Raw genomic sequence first — 16,932 nt, 5'->3', positions numbered from 1 at the left:
TGGGGAGGGTGCGCATGTTCGAGCGAATTCGCGGGCGGATTGGATCGCGTTCGGCGGAGCCGGAAGCGCTGTCGCCGGACAATCTGCCGCAGCATGTGGCGATCATTATGGACGGGAACGGGCGATGGGCCAAAGAGCGGGGATTGCCGCGTGCGGCGGGCCACCGTTCCGGCATGAAAGCGGTCAAGCGGGCGGTTCGCGCGGCGAACCGGCTGGGCATTCGTTTCTTGACGCTGTACGCGTTCTCCACCGAGAATTGGAAGCGGCCGAAAGCGGAGGTCGATTTCCTCATGCGACTCCCGCAGGAATTCCTCGCGATCGAGCTGGATGAACTGATCGAGAACAACGTCCAGGTCAGAATGATCGGTCAGCGCGAAGGTCTGCCGGCCCATACGCTCGAAGCGATCGATGAAGCGATCCGGCGGACGGCCGGCAACGCCGGCCTGGTGCTCAATTTCGCCCTCAACTACGGCAGCCGCAAGGAGATGCTGGAAGCTGTCCGCGCGCTTGCCCGCGAGGCGGCGGAAGGCCGGCTCGATCCCGAAGCGATCACCGAATCCGATTTCGAATCGCGCCTGCAGACCTGCGGCATGCCGGAACCGGATCTGCTCATCCGGACGAGCGGAGAGCTGAGGATCAGCAACTTCATGATGTGGCAGCTCGCCTACAGCGAACTGTGGTTCACCGACATCTATTGGCCTGAGTTTACGGAAGCGCATTTCTACGAAGCGGTCGGCGAATACCAGCGCCGCACGCGCCGCTACGGCGGATTGTAGGATGGAGGCGTAAGCGGGAATGAAACAACGGATCGCCACCGGACTTTTGGCCGGTCTGCTGTTTGCCGCGGCAGCCGTGCTCGGCGGATGGTACTATAACGTCCTGCTGTTGTTGCTTGCAATCATCGGTTTTTACGAATATGTGCGGTTGAATGACATGAAACTCGGCCATCCGCTTGTCCTTTTCGCTTATGCCGGTCTGGCCGCCATCGTCTTCCCGTGGGAGCAGGCCGGGCTGTCCGCCTTCCCGGACCAGAATGTCATCTGGCCGCTGGCGGCGCTGCTTCTCGCGATCACCGTGGTGACGAAGAACAAGGCGACGCTCGACGGGGCGTCGCTGCTTCTGATGGGCGCCGTCTACGTTGGCTTCGGCTTCGCCGCGATGATCGACGTACGGGCTGCAGGGGAGCACGGTCTTTTCTGGACGGCGCTGGCGTTCGGCTGCATCTGGGCGTCGGACACCGGCGCGTATTTCGCGGGCAGATGGCTCGGCCGGACGAAGCTGTGGCCTGCCATCAGTCCGAACAAGACCGTCGAAGGCGCCATCGGCGGCGTGCTGACCGCGCTGATCGTCGCGTCCGTCTTCGCGCTGTCCGCGCCGGGATGGCTGTCCTTCGGCCGCGCCCTTGCCATCGGCCTCGCCGCGTCGGTCGCCGGCCAGCTCGGCGATCTGATCCAATCCGCATACAAAAGGCTGCGGGGTGTGAAAGATACCGGCCGCCTTCTCCCCGGACACGGCGGCGTGCTCGACCGCTGCGACAGCTGGCTGATTGTCTTTCCGCTGCTTGTCCTGACCGGTCTCATCCCCTAGCATGTCCGCAATCGCAAATCTCACATGTCTCATTCGTACAAGGAGGACAGGATGAAGACGATCTCGATACTCGGATCGACCGGTTCGATCGGCACCCAGACGCTCGACGTCATCCGTCATGACCCCGAGCGATACCGCGTGGCGGCGCTCGCGGCGGGCGGGAACGTCGAGCTGCTCGTGCAGCAGGCGCTTGAATTCCGCCCCTCGGTCGTCAGCCTGGCGACGAAGGAGGCGGCGGAACGGGCGGCGTCGATGCTGCCGGACGGCATCCGGGTGCTGCATGGCGAGGAAGGGCTGATCGAAGCGGCGGCAGGCGCAGGTGCCGAACTGGTCGTAACGGCGCTTGTCGGCAGCCGCGGCATCCGCTCGACGATCGCCGCCATCGAAGCGGGAGCGGCCGTCGGCCTTGCCAACAAGGAAACGCTCGTGGCGGCGGGGCATCTCGTCACGAAGCTTGCGGAAGCGCGAGGCGTATCGATCCTGCCGGTGGACAGCGAACACTCCGCCATTTTCCAATGTTTAAACGGTGAGCGGCGCGCGGATGTAAAGAAGATTACGCTCACTGCATCCGGCGGCGCATTCCGCGACCGGACGCGCGCGGAACTGAAGGATGTGACGGTCGAACAGGCGCTGGCCCATCCGAATTGGGCGATGGGAGCGAAAGTTACGGTCGATTCGGCGACGATGGCGAACAAGGGGCTTGAAGTGATCGAAGCTCACTGGCTTTATGCGATGCCTTATGAAAAAATCGACGTGCTGCTCCATCCGGAGAGCATCATCCACTCCATGGTCGAATTCACGGACAACAGCGTGATCGCCCAACTGGGCGTGCCGGATATGCGCATTCCGATCCAGTATGCGCTCACTTGGCCGGAGCGTCGGCCGTCGCCCGCGCCCGCGCTCGATCTGGCGGCGATCGGACGGCTGCATTTCAGGCCGATGGATCTCGAGCGCTATCCGTGCCTGCGGATGGCGTATGAAGCGGGACGCGCAGGCGGCTCGGCGCCGCTTGTCTTCAACGCCGCAAATGAGGCGGCGGTTGAACGGTTTCTGCGCGGCGAGATCGCGTTTCTCGAGATCGAGGATACGATCGCGGCGATGCTCGACCGTTTTCCTCCGGAACCGGTGGATACATACGAGGCGATTGCGGAATTGGATGCGCGGGTGCGCAGGGAGGTAACGGCGCTGCGATAGCGTCGGATTGCCCGACTCCGAGGCTGCAGCGCCGGAAACCGTGTAACGGCGTTGTAGCAGCGGGTAGCTTGTGGCCGCTGCCTCAACGCCGGAACCGGATAACGGCGTTCCGATAACTGCGATCGATCTCTGATCGCAGATCGTCGCTGGGTCCGGTAACGGCGCTGCGATAGCGTCGGTAATGTGAATACCACGTTACAGCCTTGCCTGGAGCTGCGCCGAAGCGGTTGTAGCGTGAATACCGCGTTACAACGTTGCCCGGAGCTGCGCTGAAGCGGCTGTAACGTGAATACCGCGTTACAGCGATGTCCGGAGCTGCGCCGAAGCGGTTGTAGCGTGAATACCGCGTTACAGCGTTACTTGAGCCGTGTTCCGGCAGCTCCGCCAGCGGGGTGCCGCAAGCTGCTCTGATCGGCGCCGCCCGAGCGATCTGCCGCCGCTTACCGGCCGCATTCTGCACGGATGTGGCTTTGCAGGCTCAGCCACATCCGTACAGGCGTAGCGACTGGCAAGTTCTCTTGTTTCGTACGGCGGAATAATGATAATCTATGTACAGGCCGTAACGAACGGAGGCTCCTTGCATGGAAATGGTTCAGGTCGTGCTGATGACCGTTCTCGTCTTCTTCGTGATCGTCTCGATCCACGAATGGGGACACTTTTTTTTCGCCAAGCGGGCGGGCATACTCGTGCGCGAGTTCGCCATCGGCTTCGGGCCGAAACTGTTGTCGTTCAAAAGGGGAGAGACCCGCTATACGCTTCGCCTGATCCCCGCGGGCGGTTTCGTCCGCATGGCGGGCGAGGATCCGGAAGTGATCGAAGCCCGGCCGGGCCAGACGATCGCGGTGAGCCTCAAGGACGGCGTCATCGACCGGATCTATCTCGACCGGCTTGAGCAGCGGACGAATGTCGTGCGCGGCGAGATCGACGCGATCGATCTCGAGCGCGAACTGAAGATCGTCCTGAACGCGGACGGTGTGCGGGAATCCTATGCGGTTCACCCGCAGGCGCTCGTCATCGCGCGCGGGCAGGAGACGCAGATCGCGCCGATTGACCGGCAGTTCGGCGGCAAGACGGTCGGACAGCGGGCGATGGCGATTTTCGCCGGCCCGATGATGAATATGATTCTGGCGTTCGTGCTGTTCATGGCGTATGTGCAAATGGTCGGCGTCCCGCAGGAGAACCCCGACCGGCTCATCGTAGGCGAAGTGATCAGCGACGATGCGCCCGCAGCCAAAGCCGGCCTGAAAGCCGGCGACGAGATCATCAAGATCAACGGCGAGACGATCGGCACCGATTCGGAGAAAATGCTGCAGCTCATCGGCTCATCCGTGGACAAACCGATGACGTGGGAAATCGTGCGCGACGGCCAGCCGATGACCATTACGGTAACCCCAGCGTACGACGAAGAGAGCGGCACCGGCAAAGTCGGCATTTTGACCGGCTATCCGATGCGGCGCGCGACGGCGCTTGAGACGGTGAAATTCGGCGCCACCGCGATGAAGAACATGACGATCAACATTTTCGAAGGATTCAAAATGCTGGTGACCGGCAAATTCAAACTGGACGATCTCGGCGGACCGGTCCGGACCGCGCAGGTGACCGGCCAGATTGCGGCGCGCGGCATCGAGCAGTTGACGAGCTGGACGGCGATCCTGAGCCTCTATCTCGGCATTTTCAACCTGCTGCCGATTCCGGCGCTTGACGGCAGCCGCCTCATCTTCCTCGGACTTGAGGCGGTTCGCGGACGGCCGATCGATCCGAACAGGGAGAGCATGGTGCATTTCATCGGATTCGCGATGCTGATGCTGCTCATGCTGGCCGTCACGTACAACGACATTCTGAATCTGATCCGCGGTTGATGTGGACCAGGGTTTAGAGCAGGAGGCGCTTATGTCGAAGGAGAAAGGGTTCGTAACCGAAATTACCCCCCAGAGCGAAGATTTCTCGCGCTGGTACATCGACGTCATCCGGAAAGCGGAACTGATGGATTACTCGCCGGTCAGAGGCTGCATCGTCTTCCGGCCGGACGGCTATGAACTGTGGGAGAACATTCAGCGCGAGCTGGACCGCCGGTTCAAGGAAACCGGCCACCGGAACGCGTATTTCCCCGTATTTATCCCGGAAAGCTTCTTCCAGAAGGAGAAGGAGCACGTTGAAGGTTTCAATCCCGAGCTGCCGTGGGTGACGGAAGCGGGCGGCGAGAAGCTGGAAGAGCGGCTGGCGATCCGTCCGACGTCGGAGACGATGTTCGGCCACATGTATGCCAAGTGGATCAAGTCGTACCGCGACCTGCCGGTGCTGATCAACCAGTGGGCAAACGTCGTCCGATGGGAGAAAAGAACGCTGCCTTTCCTCCGCACGAGCGAGTTTCTGTGGCAGGAAGGCCATACGGCGCACGAGAATGAAGAGGACGCGCGCGCAGAGACGATGCGCATGCTCGAAATTTACCGCGACTTCATCGAAAACTTCCTGGCGATTCCGGTCATTGCCGGCCAGAAGACGCCGTCCGAGAAGTTCGCGGGCGCGATCGACACCTATTCGGTCGAGGCGATGATGAAGGACGGCCGTGCGGTGCAGGCCGGCACTTCCCATTACCTCGGCACGAATTTCGCGGAAGCGTTCGATATTCAATATCTGGACCGGAACAATCAGCTTCAGTACGTTCATACGACGTCGTGGGGTGTGTCAACCCGTCTCATCGGCAGCCTGATCATGGTCCACGGCGACGACCGCGGACTCGTGCTGCCGCCGAAGGTCGCGCCGACCCAGGTCATCATGGTGCCGGTGGGCCCGCCGAAGACGCGCGAGCAAGTTATTGCAAAAGTGGACGAGCTGTATGCGCAGCTGAAAGCAGCGGGCGTTCGCGTCCGCGTCGACGATCGCGACGACGTCAGCCCGGGCTGGAAGTTCAACGAGTATGAAATGCGCGGCGTGCCGCTTCGCATCGAGCTCGGACCGCGGGACATGGAGAACGGCGTTGTCGTGCTCGCTCCGCGGGTCGGCGGCGATAAGCGGACGGTGCCGCAGGACAAGATCGTCGAGGAAGTGCTCAAGGCGCTCGACGAGATCCACAACACGATGTTCGAGCTGGCGAAGAAGTTCCGGGAAGAGCACTCGCGTTCGGTGGATACGCTGGACGAGCTCAAGGCATTCATGGAAGAGTCGCGCGGATTCGTAGAGGCCGGCTGGTGCGGCTCCGAAGCGTGCGAACGTCAGGTGAAGGACGAGACGGGCGCGACGAGCCGGAACATTCCGTTCGAACCGTCGTCGCGCAAGACGAAATGTCTGGTATGCGGCGAAGAAGCGGCGCATACCGTCGTGTTCGCCCGCGCGTACTGATCGCCGGCGAATCGGTATTTCTTCAACAGCCAGGACAGCCAAGCGGACGCGCCTTCCGGGAGGATGGCGCCATCCGTTTTTCTTAAGGAACGGGAGAGGATGGGGAATGAACCGTACCGACGGCAGACGCGAGAAACTCGGGCTTCTGCTTGCGAAAATCGGCTTGACCGGCGAGGAAGCCAATTCGGATTTCGCCGACGGGCTGCTCGACCGCGTGGAAGTGTCCGCCGCCAGCAGACGGTGGACGTTCTTCATCCGGAAAACGTCCGTGCTGCCGGCCAGGCAGTACAGCCTGCTGGTCAGCCGTGCGCGCGAAACGTTCGGCCCGATAGCCGACGTCGAATTTGTGCTCGAATATGATCTGGAGACGGATACGGATCAGGTGCTGCGCGCCCATTGGGACAATTTCGTGGAATGGGCGGCGAGCGAGATCGTCTCCGTCAACGGCTGGCTTGGCAAGGCCGGCATCGAGACGGACGGCGGGCGGCTGACGGTCGTCCTGCTTGACGAGATGGGGCTGGAGCTGGCGCGCAAACGGAAAATCGACGAGGCGGCCGTACGGTTCTTCGAGCGGAGGTTCAGGCGCTCCTGCAAGGTCAAGCTGATGGCCGGCGACTCGGGCCGCGGCGAATACGAGCGGTTCCTGCAGGAGCGCGAACAGGCCGACCGCGAGCTCGTGCAGGCGTTGATGCAGAGCGCCGCCGCGGCCGCTCCGCCTGAACGTCCGGCGGCGGAACGGCTGGTGTACGGTTACGAAATCCGCGATGAGCCGGTGCCCATCTCAAGCATCACGGAAGAAGAGAAAAGGATCACGGTACAGGGGACCGTATTCGGTCTCGAGACGCGGGAACTGCGGAACGGCAATACGCTGTACACCTTCAACGTCACGGACTACACCGATTCGATCATGATGAAGGTGTTCGCGAAGTCGAAGGACGATGCCGCCGTGCTCAGTCTCCTCAAGGACGGCATCTGGATCCGCGCCCGCGGCCGCGTCGAGTACGACAAGTTCATGGCCGAGCCGGAGCTCGTCATGATGCCGAACGACCTGCACGAAGTGCCGGCACCTCCGGAGCGGATGGATACGGCGGAGCAGAAGCGCGTCGAATTCCACCTGCATACGACGATGAGCCAGATGGATGCCGTGACGCCGGTTGACGCTTACATCAAGACGGCCGCGAAATGGGGCCATCCGGCGATCGCCATCTCGGACCATGCGAACGTGCATTGTTATCCGGAGGCGTTCAAGGCGGCGAAGAAGCACAATATGAAGGTCATCTTCGGCGTCGAGGCGAACGTCGTGGACGACCAGGTGGAGATCGTCCTCAATCCGCGGGAGGAACCCCTCGCTTCGGCGGAATACGTCGTGTTCGACATCGAGACGACCGGTCTTTCGATCTTGAACAGCAAGATCATCGAGCTTGCGGGCGTCAAGATGCGGGACGGCAAGGTGACGGGCAAGTTCGAGACGTTCATCAATCCGCATGAGCCGATTCCGTACAATATCCAGCAGCTCACCAACATTACGGATGACATGGTGAAGGACGCGCCCGAGCTGGAACCGAAGCTGCGCGAATTCGTCGAGTTCGTCGGCGACGCGGTGCTCGTGGCCCACAATGCGCGGTTCGACATCGGCTTCATCCAGGCGAACTGCAAGGCGATCGGCCTGCCGGAACTGCCGAATCCGGTGCTCGATACGCTGGAGATGGCGCGGATGCTTCATCCGACGCTGAAGAACCACCGGCTCAATACGCTGGCCGAGAAATACAAGGTCAGCCTCGAGAACCACCACCGCGCGGTGGACGACGCGGCGGCGCTGGGCGGCATCCTGTTCGGCCTGATCGCCGACGCGAAACAGCGGGGCATCGAAGGGCTCCATCAGCTGAACGACCACGCCGGCAAAGACCTGTCGAACGCCCGCCCGTTCCATTGCGGGGTCTACGCGCTGAATGCGAAGGGCAAGAAGAACCTGTTCAAGCTCATCTCCCTCTCGCATACCGAATATTTCAACAAGGTTGCCTGCATGCCGAAGTCGAAGCTGAACGAGATGCGCGACGGGCTGCTCATCCTGTCGGGATGCGAGAAGGGCGAATTTTTCGAGACGGTGCTGAACAAGACGGTGGAAGAGGCGGAGGAAGTCGCGCAATTTTACGACGTGCTGGAGATTCAGCCGATCGATTTCTACATGCACCTGGTGGACAAAGGGCTCGTGCAGAGCCGCGCGGAAATCGAACAGGCGATCCGGCGCGTCTGCGAGATCGGGGAGCGGCTGGGCAAGCCGGTCATCGCGACGGGCAACGTCCACTACCTGCACCCGCGCGACAAAATTTTCCGCGACATTACGATCCACGGCATCACGGGCTACAGTCCGCTCAAAGAGCAGCGCAAGCCGGACGCCCACTTCCGCACGACGGACGAGATGCTGCAGGAATTTGCGTTCCTCGGCGAGGAGAAAGCGTACGAGGTCGTTGTGAAGAATACGGTGGAGCTGGCGGAACGGTTCGAGGTCTACGACATGTTCCCGGACAAGCTGTTCACGCCGATCATCGAGGGCGCGGACCAGGAAATCCGGGAGAAATGCTACGCCTTCGCCAAGGACATGTACGGCGATCCGCTGCCGCAGGTGGTCGTCGACCGGCTGGAGAAGGAACTGAACCCGATCATCAAGTACGGATTCTCGGCGAACTACCTGATTTCGGCCGCGCTCGTCAAGAAGTCGAACGAGGACGGCTATCTGGTCGGTTCCCGCGGATCGGTCGGTTCATCGGTCGTCGCGACGTTCCTCGGCATTTCCGAGGTGAACCCGCTGCCGGCGCATTACATATGCAAGAACAAAGCGTGCAAGCACAGCGAATGGTTCCTTGACGGCAGCGTGCCGAGCGGCTTCGACCTGCCGGACAAGAACTGCCCGAAGTGCGGACAGCCGATGAAGGGCGAAGGGCAGGATATTCCGTTCGAAACGTTCCTCGGTTTCAAGGGCGACAAGGTGCCGGATATCGACCTGAACTTCTCCGGCGAATACCAGCCGCACGCGCACAACTTCACGAAGGTCATGTTCGGCGAGAAAAACGTGTTCCGCGCCGGCACGATCAGCACCGTGGCGGAGAAGACGGCGTACGGCTTTGCGAAAAAGTACGAGGAAGACCACGGGAAGAAATGGCGCAGCGCCGAATTGAAGCGGCTGGCGATGGGCTGTACCGGCGTGAAGCGGTCGACCGGCCAGCACCCCGGCGGCATCGTCGTCGTTCCGGATTACATCGAAGTGGAAGATGTGACCCCGGTGCAGTATCCGGCGGATGACACGAGCGCGGAATGGCAGACGACCCATTTCGATTACCACGCCTTCGAGGCGAACCTGCTCAAGCTCGACATTCTCGGCCACGACGATCCGACGATGATGCGGACGCTGCAGGATCTGACGGGCGTCGACCCGACGACGATTCCGATGAACGATCCGAAGGTGATGAGCCTGTTCAGCTCGACGGAGGCGCTCGGCGTCACGCCGGAGCAGATCAAGACGCCGGTTGCCACGTACGGCGTGCCCGAGATGGGCACGAAGTTCGTCCGGCAGATGCTGAGCGAAGCGAAGCCGACATCGTTCGCCGACCTGCTGCAGATCTCCGGCCTGTCGCACGGCACCGGCGTCTGGCTCGGCAACGCGCAGGAACTGATCAAGAACGGCACCTGTACGATCAAGACGGTCATCGGCTGCCGCGACGACATCATGCTGTACCTGATCTACAAGGCGGGCATGGACGCCGGGCTCGCGTTCAAGATTACCGAGAGCGTGCGGAAGGGCAAGGGGCTCACGCCGGAATGGATCGAGGAAATGCGCAAGTGCGGCGTGCCCGAATGGTACATCGATTCCTGCCTCAAGATCGAGTACATGTTCCCGAAAGCGCATGCCGCCGCTTACGTCATCTCGGCCGTGCGGACCGCCTATTTCAAGCTGTACCATCCGATCGAGTTCTATGCCGCTTACTTCTCGGTGCGGGCCGAAGACTTCGAGCTCGAGACGCTGTGCCAGGGATACGACGCCATTCTGCGCCGGCTCAACGAGATCGAGGAGAAGGGCTTGAACGCGACGACGAAGGAGAAGAACAGCGTGTCGATTCTCGAGATGGCGCTTGAGATGACCGCCCGCGGCTTCATCTTCAAGCCGATCGATCTGTACCGCTCGGACGCGGTGAAGTTCAAGATCGACGGAAACGCCCTCATCCCGCCGTTCGCCGCGATCAGCGGCATCGGCGAGAACGCGGCGCGGAACATCGCAGCCGCGCGCGATGAAGGCCCCTTCCTCTCGATCGAGGACTTCCAGACGCGCTCGCGCGCTTCGAAGACGATCGTCGAGCAGCTCGCCGCGATGGGCTGTTTCCGCGGGCTGCCGGAGACGAACCAGCTGTCGCTGTTCTGAGGCGAATCTTTCGGTGCAGGCAGTTGCCATGCTCATCCGACTGTGCTATAATTTTTCCGGTAATGATGTAACTGAAGGTTCGCCGACGACGAAGAGTGGGGAGACCCACTCTTTACGTTTTGTCTGCGGATATTGAAGCATACCGGGAGGAATCGAGAGGTGGCGGCAAATCGTGCCCAGATTGAATCCGTTGTCGAGAAACTGGTGAGGCCTTATTTGGAAGAGAACGGCTTCGAGCTCGTCGATATCGAGTACGTGAAGGAAGGCGGCAGCCGGTTTCTGCGCATTTTCGCGGACAAGGAAGGCGGCATCGACATCGATGATTGCGGGCGGATCAGCGAGTGGGTCAGCGCGCGGCTCGACGAACTCGATCCGATTCCGGAAGCCTATTTTCTGGAGGTGTCGTCACCCGGAGCCGAAAGGCCGCTGAAGAAGCCGGAAGACATGGCGAAGGCGGCGGGCCGGCACGTGTTCGTGACAACCTACGAGCCGATCGACGGCCTGAAGGAGTTCGAAGGCCGGCTCGTCTCGTTTGAAGACGATACGGCCGTCATCGAGGTCGGCAAGAAGCGCCATGCGCTGCCCTGGGCGAAAATCGCCAGCGCGCGCCTTGCCATCGTATTCGAATAACCCCGCAATCAGTCGAGAGGAGGAATTCAGTTCCCATGAACATCGATTTTATCGAAGCGCTGGCGGAGATCGAGCGGGAGAAGGGCATCTCCAAGGATGTGCTGCTCGAAGCGATCGAAGCGGCGCTCATTTCGAGCTATAAGCGCAATTTCAACACGGCGCAGAACGTCCGCGTCGACATCAACCGCAACACCGGGGTCATCAAGGTCTATGCGCGCAAGACGGTCGTCGAGGAAGTATTCGACCCGCGGCTCGAGATTTCGCTTGACGCCGCGCGGGAGATCAACCCGCATTACCAGCTCGACGACATCGCGGAGATCGAAGTGACGCCGCGGGATTTCGGCCGCATCGCGGCCCAGACGGCGAAACAGGTCGTGACGCAGCGCATTCGCGAAGCTGAACGCGGTCTTATTTATGATGCTTACATCGACAAGGAAGAGGACATCGTCAACGGCATCGTGCAGCGCCAGGACGCGCGCAACCTGTACGTCGATCTCGGCAAGGTGGAAGCGGTGCTGCCGCTGACCGAGCTGATGCCGAACGACATGTTCAAGCACGGAGACCGGGTCAAGTCGTACATCACGAAAGTGGAAAACACGACCAAAGGCCCGCAGATCATCCTGTCGCGGACGCATCCCGGGCTGCTCAAGCGGCTGTTCGAGCTGGAAGTACCCGAGATTTACGACGGCATCGTCGAGATCCGTTCCGTCGCGCGCGAAGCGGGCTTCCGCTCGAAGATCGCGGTCCATTCGCGCAACCCGGAGGTCGATCCGGTCGGCGCCTGCGTCGGACCGAAGGGCATGCGCGTCCAGACGATCGTGAACGAGCTGAAGGGCGAGAAGATCGACATCGTCCGCTGGTCGGAGAACGTGGAGGAGTTCGTCGCCAACGCGCTCAGCCCGTCCAAGGTGCTCGAAGTCATTGTATTCGAGCAGGAACGGGTGGCGCGCGTTATCGTGCCGGATTACCAGCTGTCGCTCGCGATCGGCATCAAAGGCCAGAACGCGCGTCTGGCCGCCAAGCTGACAGGCTGGAAGATCGACATCAAGAGCGAGTCGCAAGCCGAGGCGGAATTCGACCGTCCGCGATCGCAAGGCGAAGCGATGCACCAGGATTCCGTCTCCTTCGACGGCTAGCGTGCGGCGCTTAAGGCATGGAGGGGGCTCACGAACATGAAGCAGCGCAAGGTACCGCTTCGCAAATGCGTCGCCTGCCAGGAAATGAAGCCGAAGCGGTCGCTGATCCGCATCGTGCGTTCGCCTGACGGCGAAGTATCGATTGATCTGACCGGCAAGAAATCGGGACGCGGCGCTTACCTGTGCGGACAATCGTCCTGCTTCAAGCTGGCGAAGAAGAGCAAGGCATTCGATCGGGCGCTCGCCGTCGCCGTTGATCCGGAGATCTATGACCGTCTCGAACAGGATTTCATCCGGGTGGAAGATGAATTCCGGGCAGCCGGCGCCCGTGAAGATGATGCGTGATCCGGCCCGGGCGCTGAACGCGCTCGGCATGGCCGCGCGGGCGGGCAAGCTGGCTTCGGGCGACGAGACGGTGCTGCGCGCAATCCGCAGCGGGAAAGCGAAGCTCGTCGTCGTGGCGGCCGACGCGTCGGACAAGGCGAAGAAGAAGTACGGGGACAAATGCAGGGCGTACGGTGTCAAGCGGGTCGAGGCGTTCGACCGCCGGACGCTGGGCGCCGCCATCGGCAAGGCGGAACGCGTCGTCGTTGCCGTGCTGGATGCGGGGCTGGCGGCGCTCGTCGCGGACCGGCTCGGCGAACTATCGGAGGTGGAAGATATTGAGTAAACAGGAGAACAAGGACAAACTTCGCGTATATGAATATGCCAAATCCCAAAACATGAGCAGCAAGGAGATCCTGACCATATTGAAACGGCTCGGCCTGCAAGTCAACAATCATATGAGCGTCATGGAAGACCACATGGTGGAGAAAGTGGAAGGCTTCTTCCGCAGCATCAAGGAGAACGCGGCGGCGAAGCGGGCGCAGCAGGAACTGCAGGCTGCTCAGCAGCGGCAGGCGAAGGCGCAGGAAGCGCCGCGGCAGCAAGGTGCGCCGTCCGCGAACCGGCCGGCGACGGTGAACGCGGCGCCGCAGACGAATGCGGCCGGCGCGCAGCGCCGCGGCGACCGCCCGCAGAGCGGCCAGAACGCTCAGGGCGGCGGCCGGAGCGACCGTCCGCAAGCCGGTCAGGGTGAACGACGGGGCGACCGCCCGCAGGGGGGACGGAACGATCGCCCGCAAGGAGGCCGTCCGCAAGGCGGGCAGGGTGATCGCCGCGGCGACCGCCCGCAGAGCGGCCAGGCTCATGGCGGAGGCCGGAACGACCGTCCGCAAGGCGGCCGGGGCGATCGTCCGCAGGGCGGCCGTCCGCAAGGCGGTGGCGGCATGCGCGGCGGCGCGGGCGGCGGATTCCGCGGCGGAGCCGGCGGAGGCTTCCGCGGCGCGGCGCTGGCACCGGCGGCACCGCCGCAACCCGACCGGAAGAAGGGCTCGGGCAAAGACAAGGACAAGGATCGCCGCAACAAGAACGGCGAGAACAGTCGGAAATTCGAAGAGCCGCGCGGCGGCTTCAAGGGCAAGCTGAATGCCGGCAAGGGCGGCAAGAAAGGTCAGGAACGCCGCGAGAAGGTCGACAACACGCCGAAGAAGATCATCGTCCGCGGCGAGATGACCGTCGGCGAACTGGCGAAACTGCTGCACAAGGACGTCTCCGACGTCATCAAGAAGCTGATGTTCCTCGGCGTGCTTGCGACGATCAACCAGGTGCTCGATCTCGACGCCATCCAGCTCGTCGCCGGCGAATACGGCGTCGAAGTCGAGATCAAGCTGCCGGTGGACGAAGACGCGTTCGAAACGATCGAGGAACAGGACGATCCGGCGGATCTGAAATCGCGTCCCCCGGTCGTCACGATCATGGGCCACGTCGACCACGGGAAGACGACGCTGCTTGACGCGATCCGCCATACGAACGTGACGAGCGGCGAAGCGGGCGGCATTACGCAGCACATCGGCGCTTATCAGGTCGAAGTGAACGGCAAGAAGATCACCTTCCTCGACACGCCGGGCCACGAAGCGTTCACGACGATGCGCGCCCGCGGCGCGCAGGTGACCGACATCACCGTGCTTGTCGTCGCGGCGGACGACGGCGTCATGCCGCAGACGGTCGAAGCGATCAACCACGCGAAGGCGGCGAACGTGCCGATCATCGTCGCGGTGAACAAGATCGACAAGCCGACCGCCAACCCGGACCGGATCATGCAGGAGCTGACCGAGTACGGCCTGGTGCCGGAAGCATGGGGCGGCGACACGATCTACGTCAACATTTCGGCGAAAATGCGGACCAATCTGGAAGAACTGCTCGAGATGATCCTGCTCGTCGCGGAAGTGAACGACTACAAGGCCAATCCGGACAAACGGGCGCGCGGCACCGTCATCGAGGCGGAACTCGACAAGGGCAAAGGTCCGGTCGCGCGGGTGCTCGTCCAGCACGGCACGCTCCATGTCGGCGACGCCTTCGTGGCGGGCAACTGCTTCGGCCGTGTCCGGGCGATGGTGAACGACCGCGGCCGCCGGCTCAAGGAAGCGGGGCCGTCGACGCCGGTCGAGATCACGGGTCTGACGGAAGTGCCGCAAGCCGGCGATCCGTTCATGGTGTTCGAAGACGAGCGCAAGGCGCGCGCCATCGCGGAGCGCCGCGCCGCCAAGGCGCGCGAGTCCGAACGCGGCGCGAACGCCCGCGTAACGCTGGATGATCTGTATAAGCAGATCAAGGAAGGCGAGATCAAGGATCTGAACGTCATCATCAAAGCGGATGTTCAGGGCTCCGTCGAGGCGCTCAAAGGCTCGTTGCTCAAGATCGACGTCGAAGGCGTGCGGGTGAAGATCATTCACTCCGGCGTCGGCGCCATCACCGAATCGGACGTCGCGCTCGCATCCGCGTCGAACGCGATCATCATCGGCTTCAACGTCCGGCCGGAGACGCAGGCGAAAGCGACCGCCGAACAGGAAGGCGTCGACATCCGGCTGCATAACATCATCTACAACGTGACGGACGAGATCGAACAGGCGATGAAAGGCATGCTCGATCCGGTTGTCCGCGAAGTTGTCATCGGCCACGCGGAAGTGCGGAACGTGTTCCGGGTCAGCAAGGTCGGCACGATTGCCGGCTGCATGGTGACGTCGGGCAAGATCACCCGGACGGCCGAAGCGCGGCTTATCCGCGACGGCATCGTCGTCCACCAGGGCAAGATCGGCTCGCTCAAACGGTTCAAGGACGACGTCCGCGAAGTGGCGCAAGGGTACGAGTGCGGCCTGATGATCGACGGCGTGAGCGACATTCAGGAAGGCGACACGATCGAAGCGTACGTGATGGAAACCGTTGAGAGGTGATCGAAGATGGCCAGAGTCCGCGTCAGCCGCGTCGCGGAACGAATCAAGCAGGAGATGAGCCAGATTCTGCAGCAGGAGCTGAAGGATCCGCGCATCGGCTTCGTAACCGTCACCGGCGTCGACGTGACGAACGATCTGTCGCAGGCAACGGTCTATCTGAGCGTCCTCGGGAATGACGAACAGAAGGAAGCGACGCTTGCGGCGCTCGGCAAAGCCCGCGGGTTCATCCGCACCGAAATCGGACGGCGCATCCAGCTGCGCCATGTGCCGGAGCTGGCCTTCAAGTTCGACTCCAGCATCGAATACGGCAGCCGCATCGAACAATTGCTGGAGCAGCTCAACCGGGAGCAGGAGACGTAAGATGGCGTCCGTCGGCGATCAATACAGAACCCGGCTCGACGAGGCGCTCCGCTTCCTGCGTGAACACGACGACTTTCTGATTGTTTCGCATGTGCAGCCGGACGGCGATGCGATCAGCTCGACCATCGCCGTCCGCTGGCTGCTTGACCGTCTGGGCAAGCGGTCGCTCATGATTAATGAAGGGCGGATTCCGTCCCGCCTGGAGTTTCTGCCGCATGCCGGGGAAATCGTCAATTACGGTGAACGGAAGCCGGACCGCAAATTCCGCGCCGTCGTCGCGGTCGATTGCGCCGATTTCTCCCGGATCGGCCTTGTCCGCGAACTGTTCGAAGAACATTGCGAACTGCTCAATATCGATCATCATCCGACGAACGACGGCTTCGGCACCGTGAATCTGCTTCGCCAGGATGCGGCGGCGACGGCCGAAATTCTGTTTGAACTGATTGAACATGCCGGCCTTGCGTTCGACAAGGATGCGGCAACCGTGATCTACACCGGCCTGTTGACGGATACGGGGGGCTTTCGCTATTCGAACACGAGCCCGAACGTGATGACCGCCGCCTCGAAGCTGTTGACCGCGGGCGTGGACGCCTACCAGCTGGCGGACCGGCTGCTCGAGCGGATGACGATGCCGCAGCTGAAGATTCTCCAGCGGGGACTTTCCCGCCTCCGGTTCACGGAAGACGGGAGGGTCGGCTGGCTGTACATCGAGCCGAAGGATCTTGAGGAGACCGGGGCGTCCGGCGAAGATCTGGAAGGGCTGGTCAATTACGCCCGAAACATCGACGGCGTGGAAGTCGGCATGCTGTTCAAGGGGATGGACGACGGCTCCGTGAAGGTGAGCTTCCGCTCCGCCGGCAAGGCGGATGTCGCCGCCATCGCGCAGCAGTTCGGCGGCGGCGGCCACATCCGGGCGGCCGGGTGCCGGATGTCCATGCCGCTGGATCAGGCGATGCCGCTCGTCGTCGACACGGTGCGCCGTTCGTTGTAATGCAGGAAA

13 protein-coding genes are annotated in these 16,932 nt (G+C 62.1%); all 13 read left to right on the top strand.

Annotation, left to right across the window (positions count from 1 at the left end; genetic code table 11):
• The first annotated feature begins 14 nt into the window (after window positions 1-14).
• Entirely contained in the window at window positions 15-776 is a 762-nt protein-coding gene (locus KJQ12_RS01665) for an undecaprenyl pyrophosphate synthase (protein ID WP_213483221.1), read from the top strand.
• 19 nt (window positions 777-795) lie between these two features.
• Entirely contained in the window at window positions 796-1,587 is a 792-nt protein-coding gene (locus KJQ12_RS01660) for a phosphatidate cytidylyltransferase (RefSeq protein WP_213483220.1), read from the top strand.
• Between the two features lie 51 nt (window positions 1,588-1,638).
• The gene (locus KJQ12_RS01655; RefSeq protein ID WP_213483219.1) at window positions 1,639-2,781 is read left to right on the top strand and encodes a 1-deoxy-D-xylulose-5-phosphate reductoisomerase; all 1,143 of its coding nucleotides are present in this window, start codon (window positions 1,639-1,641) and stop codon (window positions 2,779-2,781) included.
• Between the two features lie 581 nt (window positions 2,782-3,362).
• Window positions 3,363-4,640, top strand: coding sequence for an RIP metalloprotease RseP (rseP, locus tag KJQ12_RS01650; protein WP_213483218.1), 1,278 nt, complete (start codon window positions 3,363-3,365; stop codon window positions 4,638-4,640).
• A gap of 31 nt (window positions 4,641-4,671) precedes the next feature.
• Window positions 4,672-6,120 (top strand): proline--tRNA ligase, encoded by a 1,449-nt coding sequence (gene proS / locus KJQ12_RS01645; protein ID WP_213483217.1) that lies wholly within the window; start codon window positions 4,672-4,674, stop codon window positions 6,118-6,120.
• Window positions 6,121-6,226: 106 nt separating this feature from the next.
• The gene (locus tag KJQ12_RS01640) at window positions 6,227-10,534 is read left to right on the top strand and encodes a PolC-type DNA polymerase III (protein ID WP_213483216.1); all 4,308 of its coding nucleotides are present in this window, start codon (window positions 6,227-6,229) and stop codon (window positions 10,532-10,534) included.
• A 159-nt stretch (window positions 10,535-10,693) separates the two neighbouring features.
• The gene (rimP, locus tag KJQ12_RS01635; RefSeq protein WP_213483215.1) at window positions 10,694-11,164 is read left to right on the top strand and encodes a ribosome maturation factor RimP; all 471 of its coding nucleotides are present in this window, start codon (window positions 10,694-10,696) and stop codon (window positions 11,162-11,164) included.
• Window positions 11,165-11,199: 35 nt separating this feature from the next.
• Entirely contained in the window at window positions 11,200-12,300 is a 1,101-nt protein-coding gene (nusA, locus tag KJQ12_RS01630) for a transcription termination factor NusA (protein WP_213483214.1), read from the top strand.
• Between the two features lie 36 nt (window positions 12,301-12,336).
• Window positions 12,337-12,645 carry an RNase P modulator RnpM gene (gene rnpM, locus KJQ12_RS01625; RefSeq protein ID WP_213483213.1) on the top strand — a complete coding sequence of 103 codons (309 nt, stop codon included), beginning with the start codon at window positions 12,337-12,339 and terminating at the stop codon, window positions 12,643-12,645.
• Window positions 12,635-12,970: a L7Ae/L30e/S12e/Gadd45 family ribosomal protein gene (locus KJQ12_RS01620; protein WP_213483264.1), complete on the top strand. Its 336-nt coding sequence runs from the start codon at window positions 12,635-12,637 to the stop codon at window positions 12,968-12,970. The genes rnpM and KJQ12_RS01620 overlap by 11 nt, the downstream gene beginning before the upstream one ends.
• The gene (gene infB, locus KJQ12_RS01615; protein WP_213483212.1) at window positions 12,963-15,572 is read left to right on the top strand and encodes a translation initiation factor IF-2; all 2,610 of its coding nucleotides are present in this window, start codon (window positions 12,963-12,965) and stop codon (window positions 15,570-15,572) included. Before KJQ12_RS01620 ends, infB begins: the two co-directional genes overlap by 8 nt.
• Window positions 15,573-15,578: 6 nt before the next feature.
• Window positions 15,579-15,932 carry a 30S ribosome-binding factor RbfA gene (gene rbfA, locus KJQ12_RS01610; RefSeq protein ID WP_015254923.1) on the top strand — a complete coding sequence of 118 codons (354 nt, stop codon included), beginning with the start codon at window positions 15,579-15,581 and terminating at the stop codon, window positions 15,930-15,932.
• 1 nt (window position 15,933) lies between these two features.
• Complete coding sequence (locus tag KJQ12_RS01605) at window positions 15,934-16,923, top strand: DHH family phosphoesterase (RefSeq protein ID WP_213483211.1); 990 nt, start codon at window positions 15,934-15,936, stop codon at window positions 16,921-16,923.
• Window positions 16,924-16,932: the final 9 nt, after the last annotated feature.

The organism is Thermobacillus xylanilyticus, from assembly GCF_907165215.1.
GTDB classification, from domain to species: Bacteria; Bacillota; Bacilli; order Paenibacillales; family Paenibacillaceae; genus Thermobacillus; species Thermobacillus xylanilyticus.
This window is presented reverse-complemented; position numbering and strand designations above follow the sequence as displayed.

Excerpts from the sequence above, each read along its gene's own strand:
- KJQ12_RS01660 (WP_213483220.1), top strand. The coding sequence starts at position 796 with ATGAAACAACGGATCGCCACCGGACTTTTGGCCGGTCTGCTGTTTGCC.
- KJQ12_RS01605 (WP_213483211.1), top strand. The coding sequence starts at position 15,934 with ATGGCGTCCGTCGGCGATCAATACAGAACCCGGCTCGACGAGGCGCTC.
- rbfA (WP_015254923.1), top strand. The coding sequence starts at position 15,579 with ATGGCCAGAGTCCGCGTCAGCCGCGTCGCGGAACGAATCAAGCAGGAG.
- KJQ12_RS01640 (WP_213483216.1), top strand. The coding sequence starts at position 6,227 with ATGAACCGTACCGACGGCAGACGCGAGAAACTCGGGCTTCTGCTTGCG.
- rnpM (WP_213483213.1), top strand. The coding sequence starts at position 12,337 with ATGAAGCAGCGCAAGGTACCGCTTCGCAAATGCGTCGCCTGCCAGGAA.
- rseP (WP_213483218.1), top strand. The coding sequence starts at position 3,363 with ATGGAAATGGTTCAGGTCGTGCTGATGACCGTTCTCGTCTTCTTCGTG.
- proS (WP_213483217.1), top strand. The coding sequence starts at position 4,672 with ATGTCGAAGGAGAAAGGGTTCGTAACCGAAATTACCCCCCAGAGCGAA.
- KJQ12_RS01665 (WP_213483221.1), top strand. The coding sequence starts at position 15 with ATGTTCGAGCGAATTCGCGGGCGGATTGGATCGCGTTCGGCGGAGCCG.
- KJQ12_RS01620 (WP_213483264.1), top strand. The coding sequence starts at position 12,635 with ATGATGCGTGATCCGGCCCGGGCGCTGAACGCGCTCGGCATGGCCGCG.
- KJQ12_RS01655 (WP_213483219.1), top strand. The coding sequence starts at position 1,639 with ATGAAGACGATCTCGATACTCGGATCGACCGGTTCGATCGGCACCCAG.
- nusA (WP_213483214.1), top strand. The coding sequence starts at position 11,200 with ATGAACATCGATTTTATCGAAGCGCTGGCGGAGATCGAGCGGGAGAAG.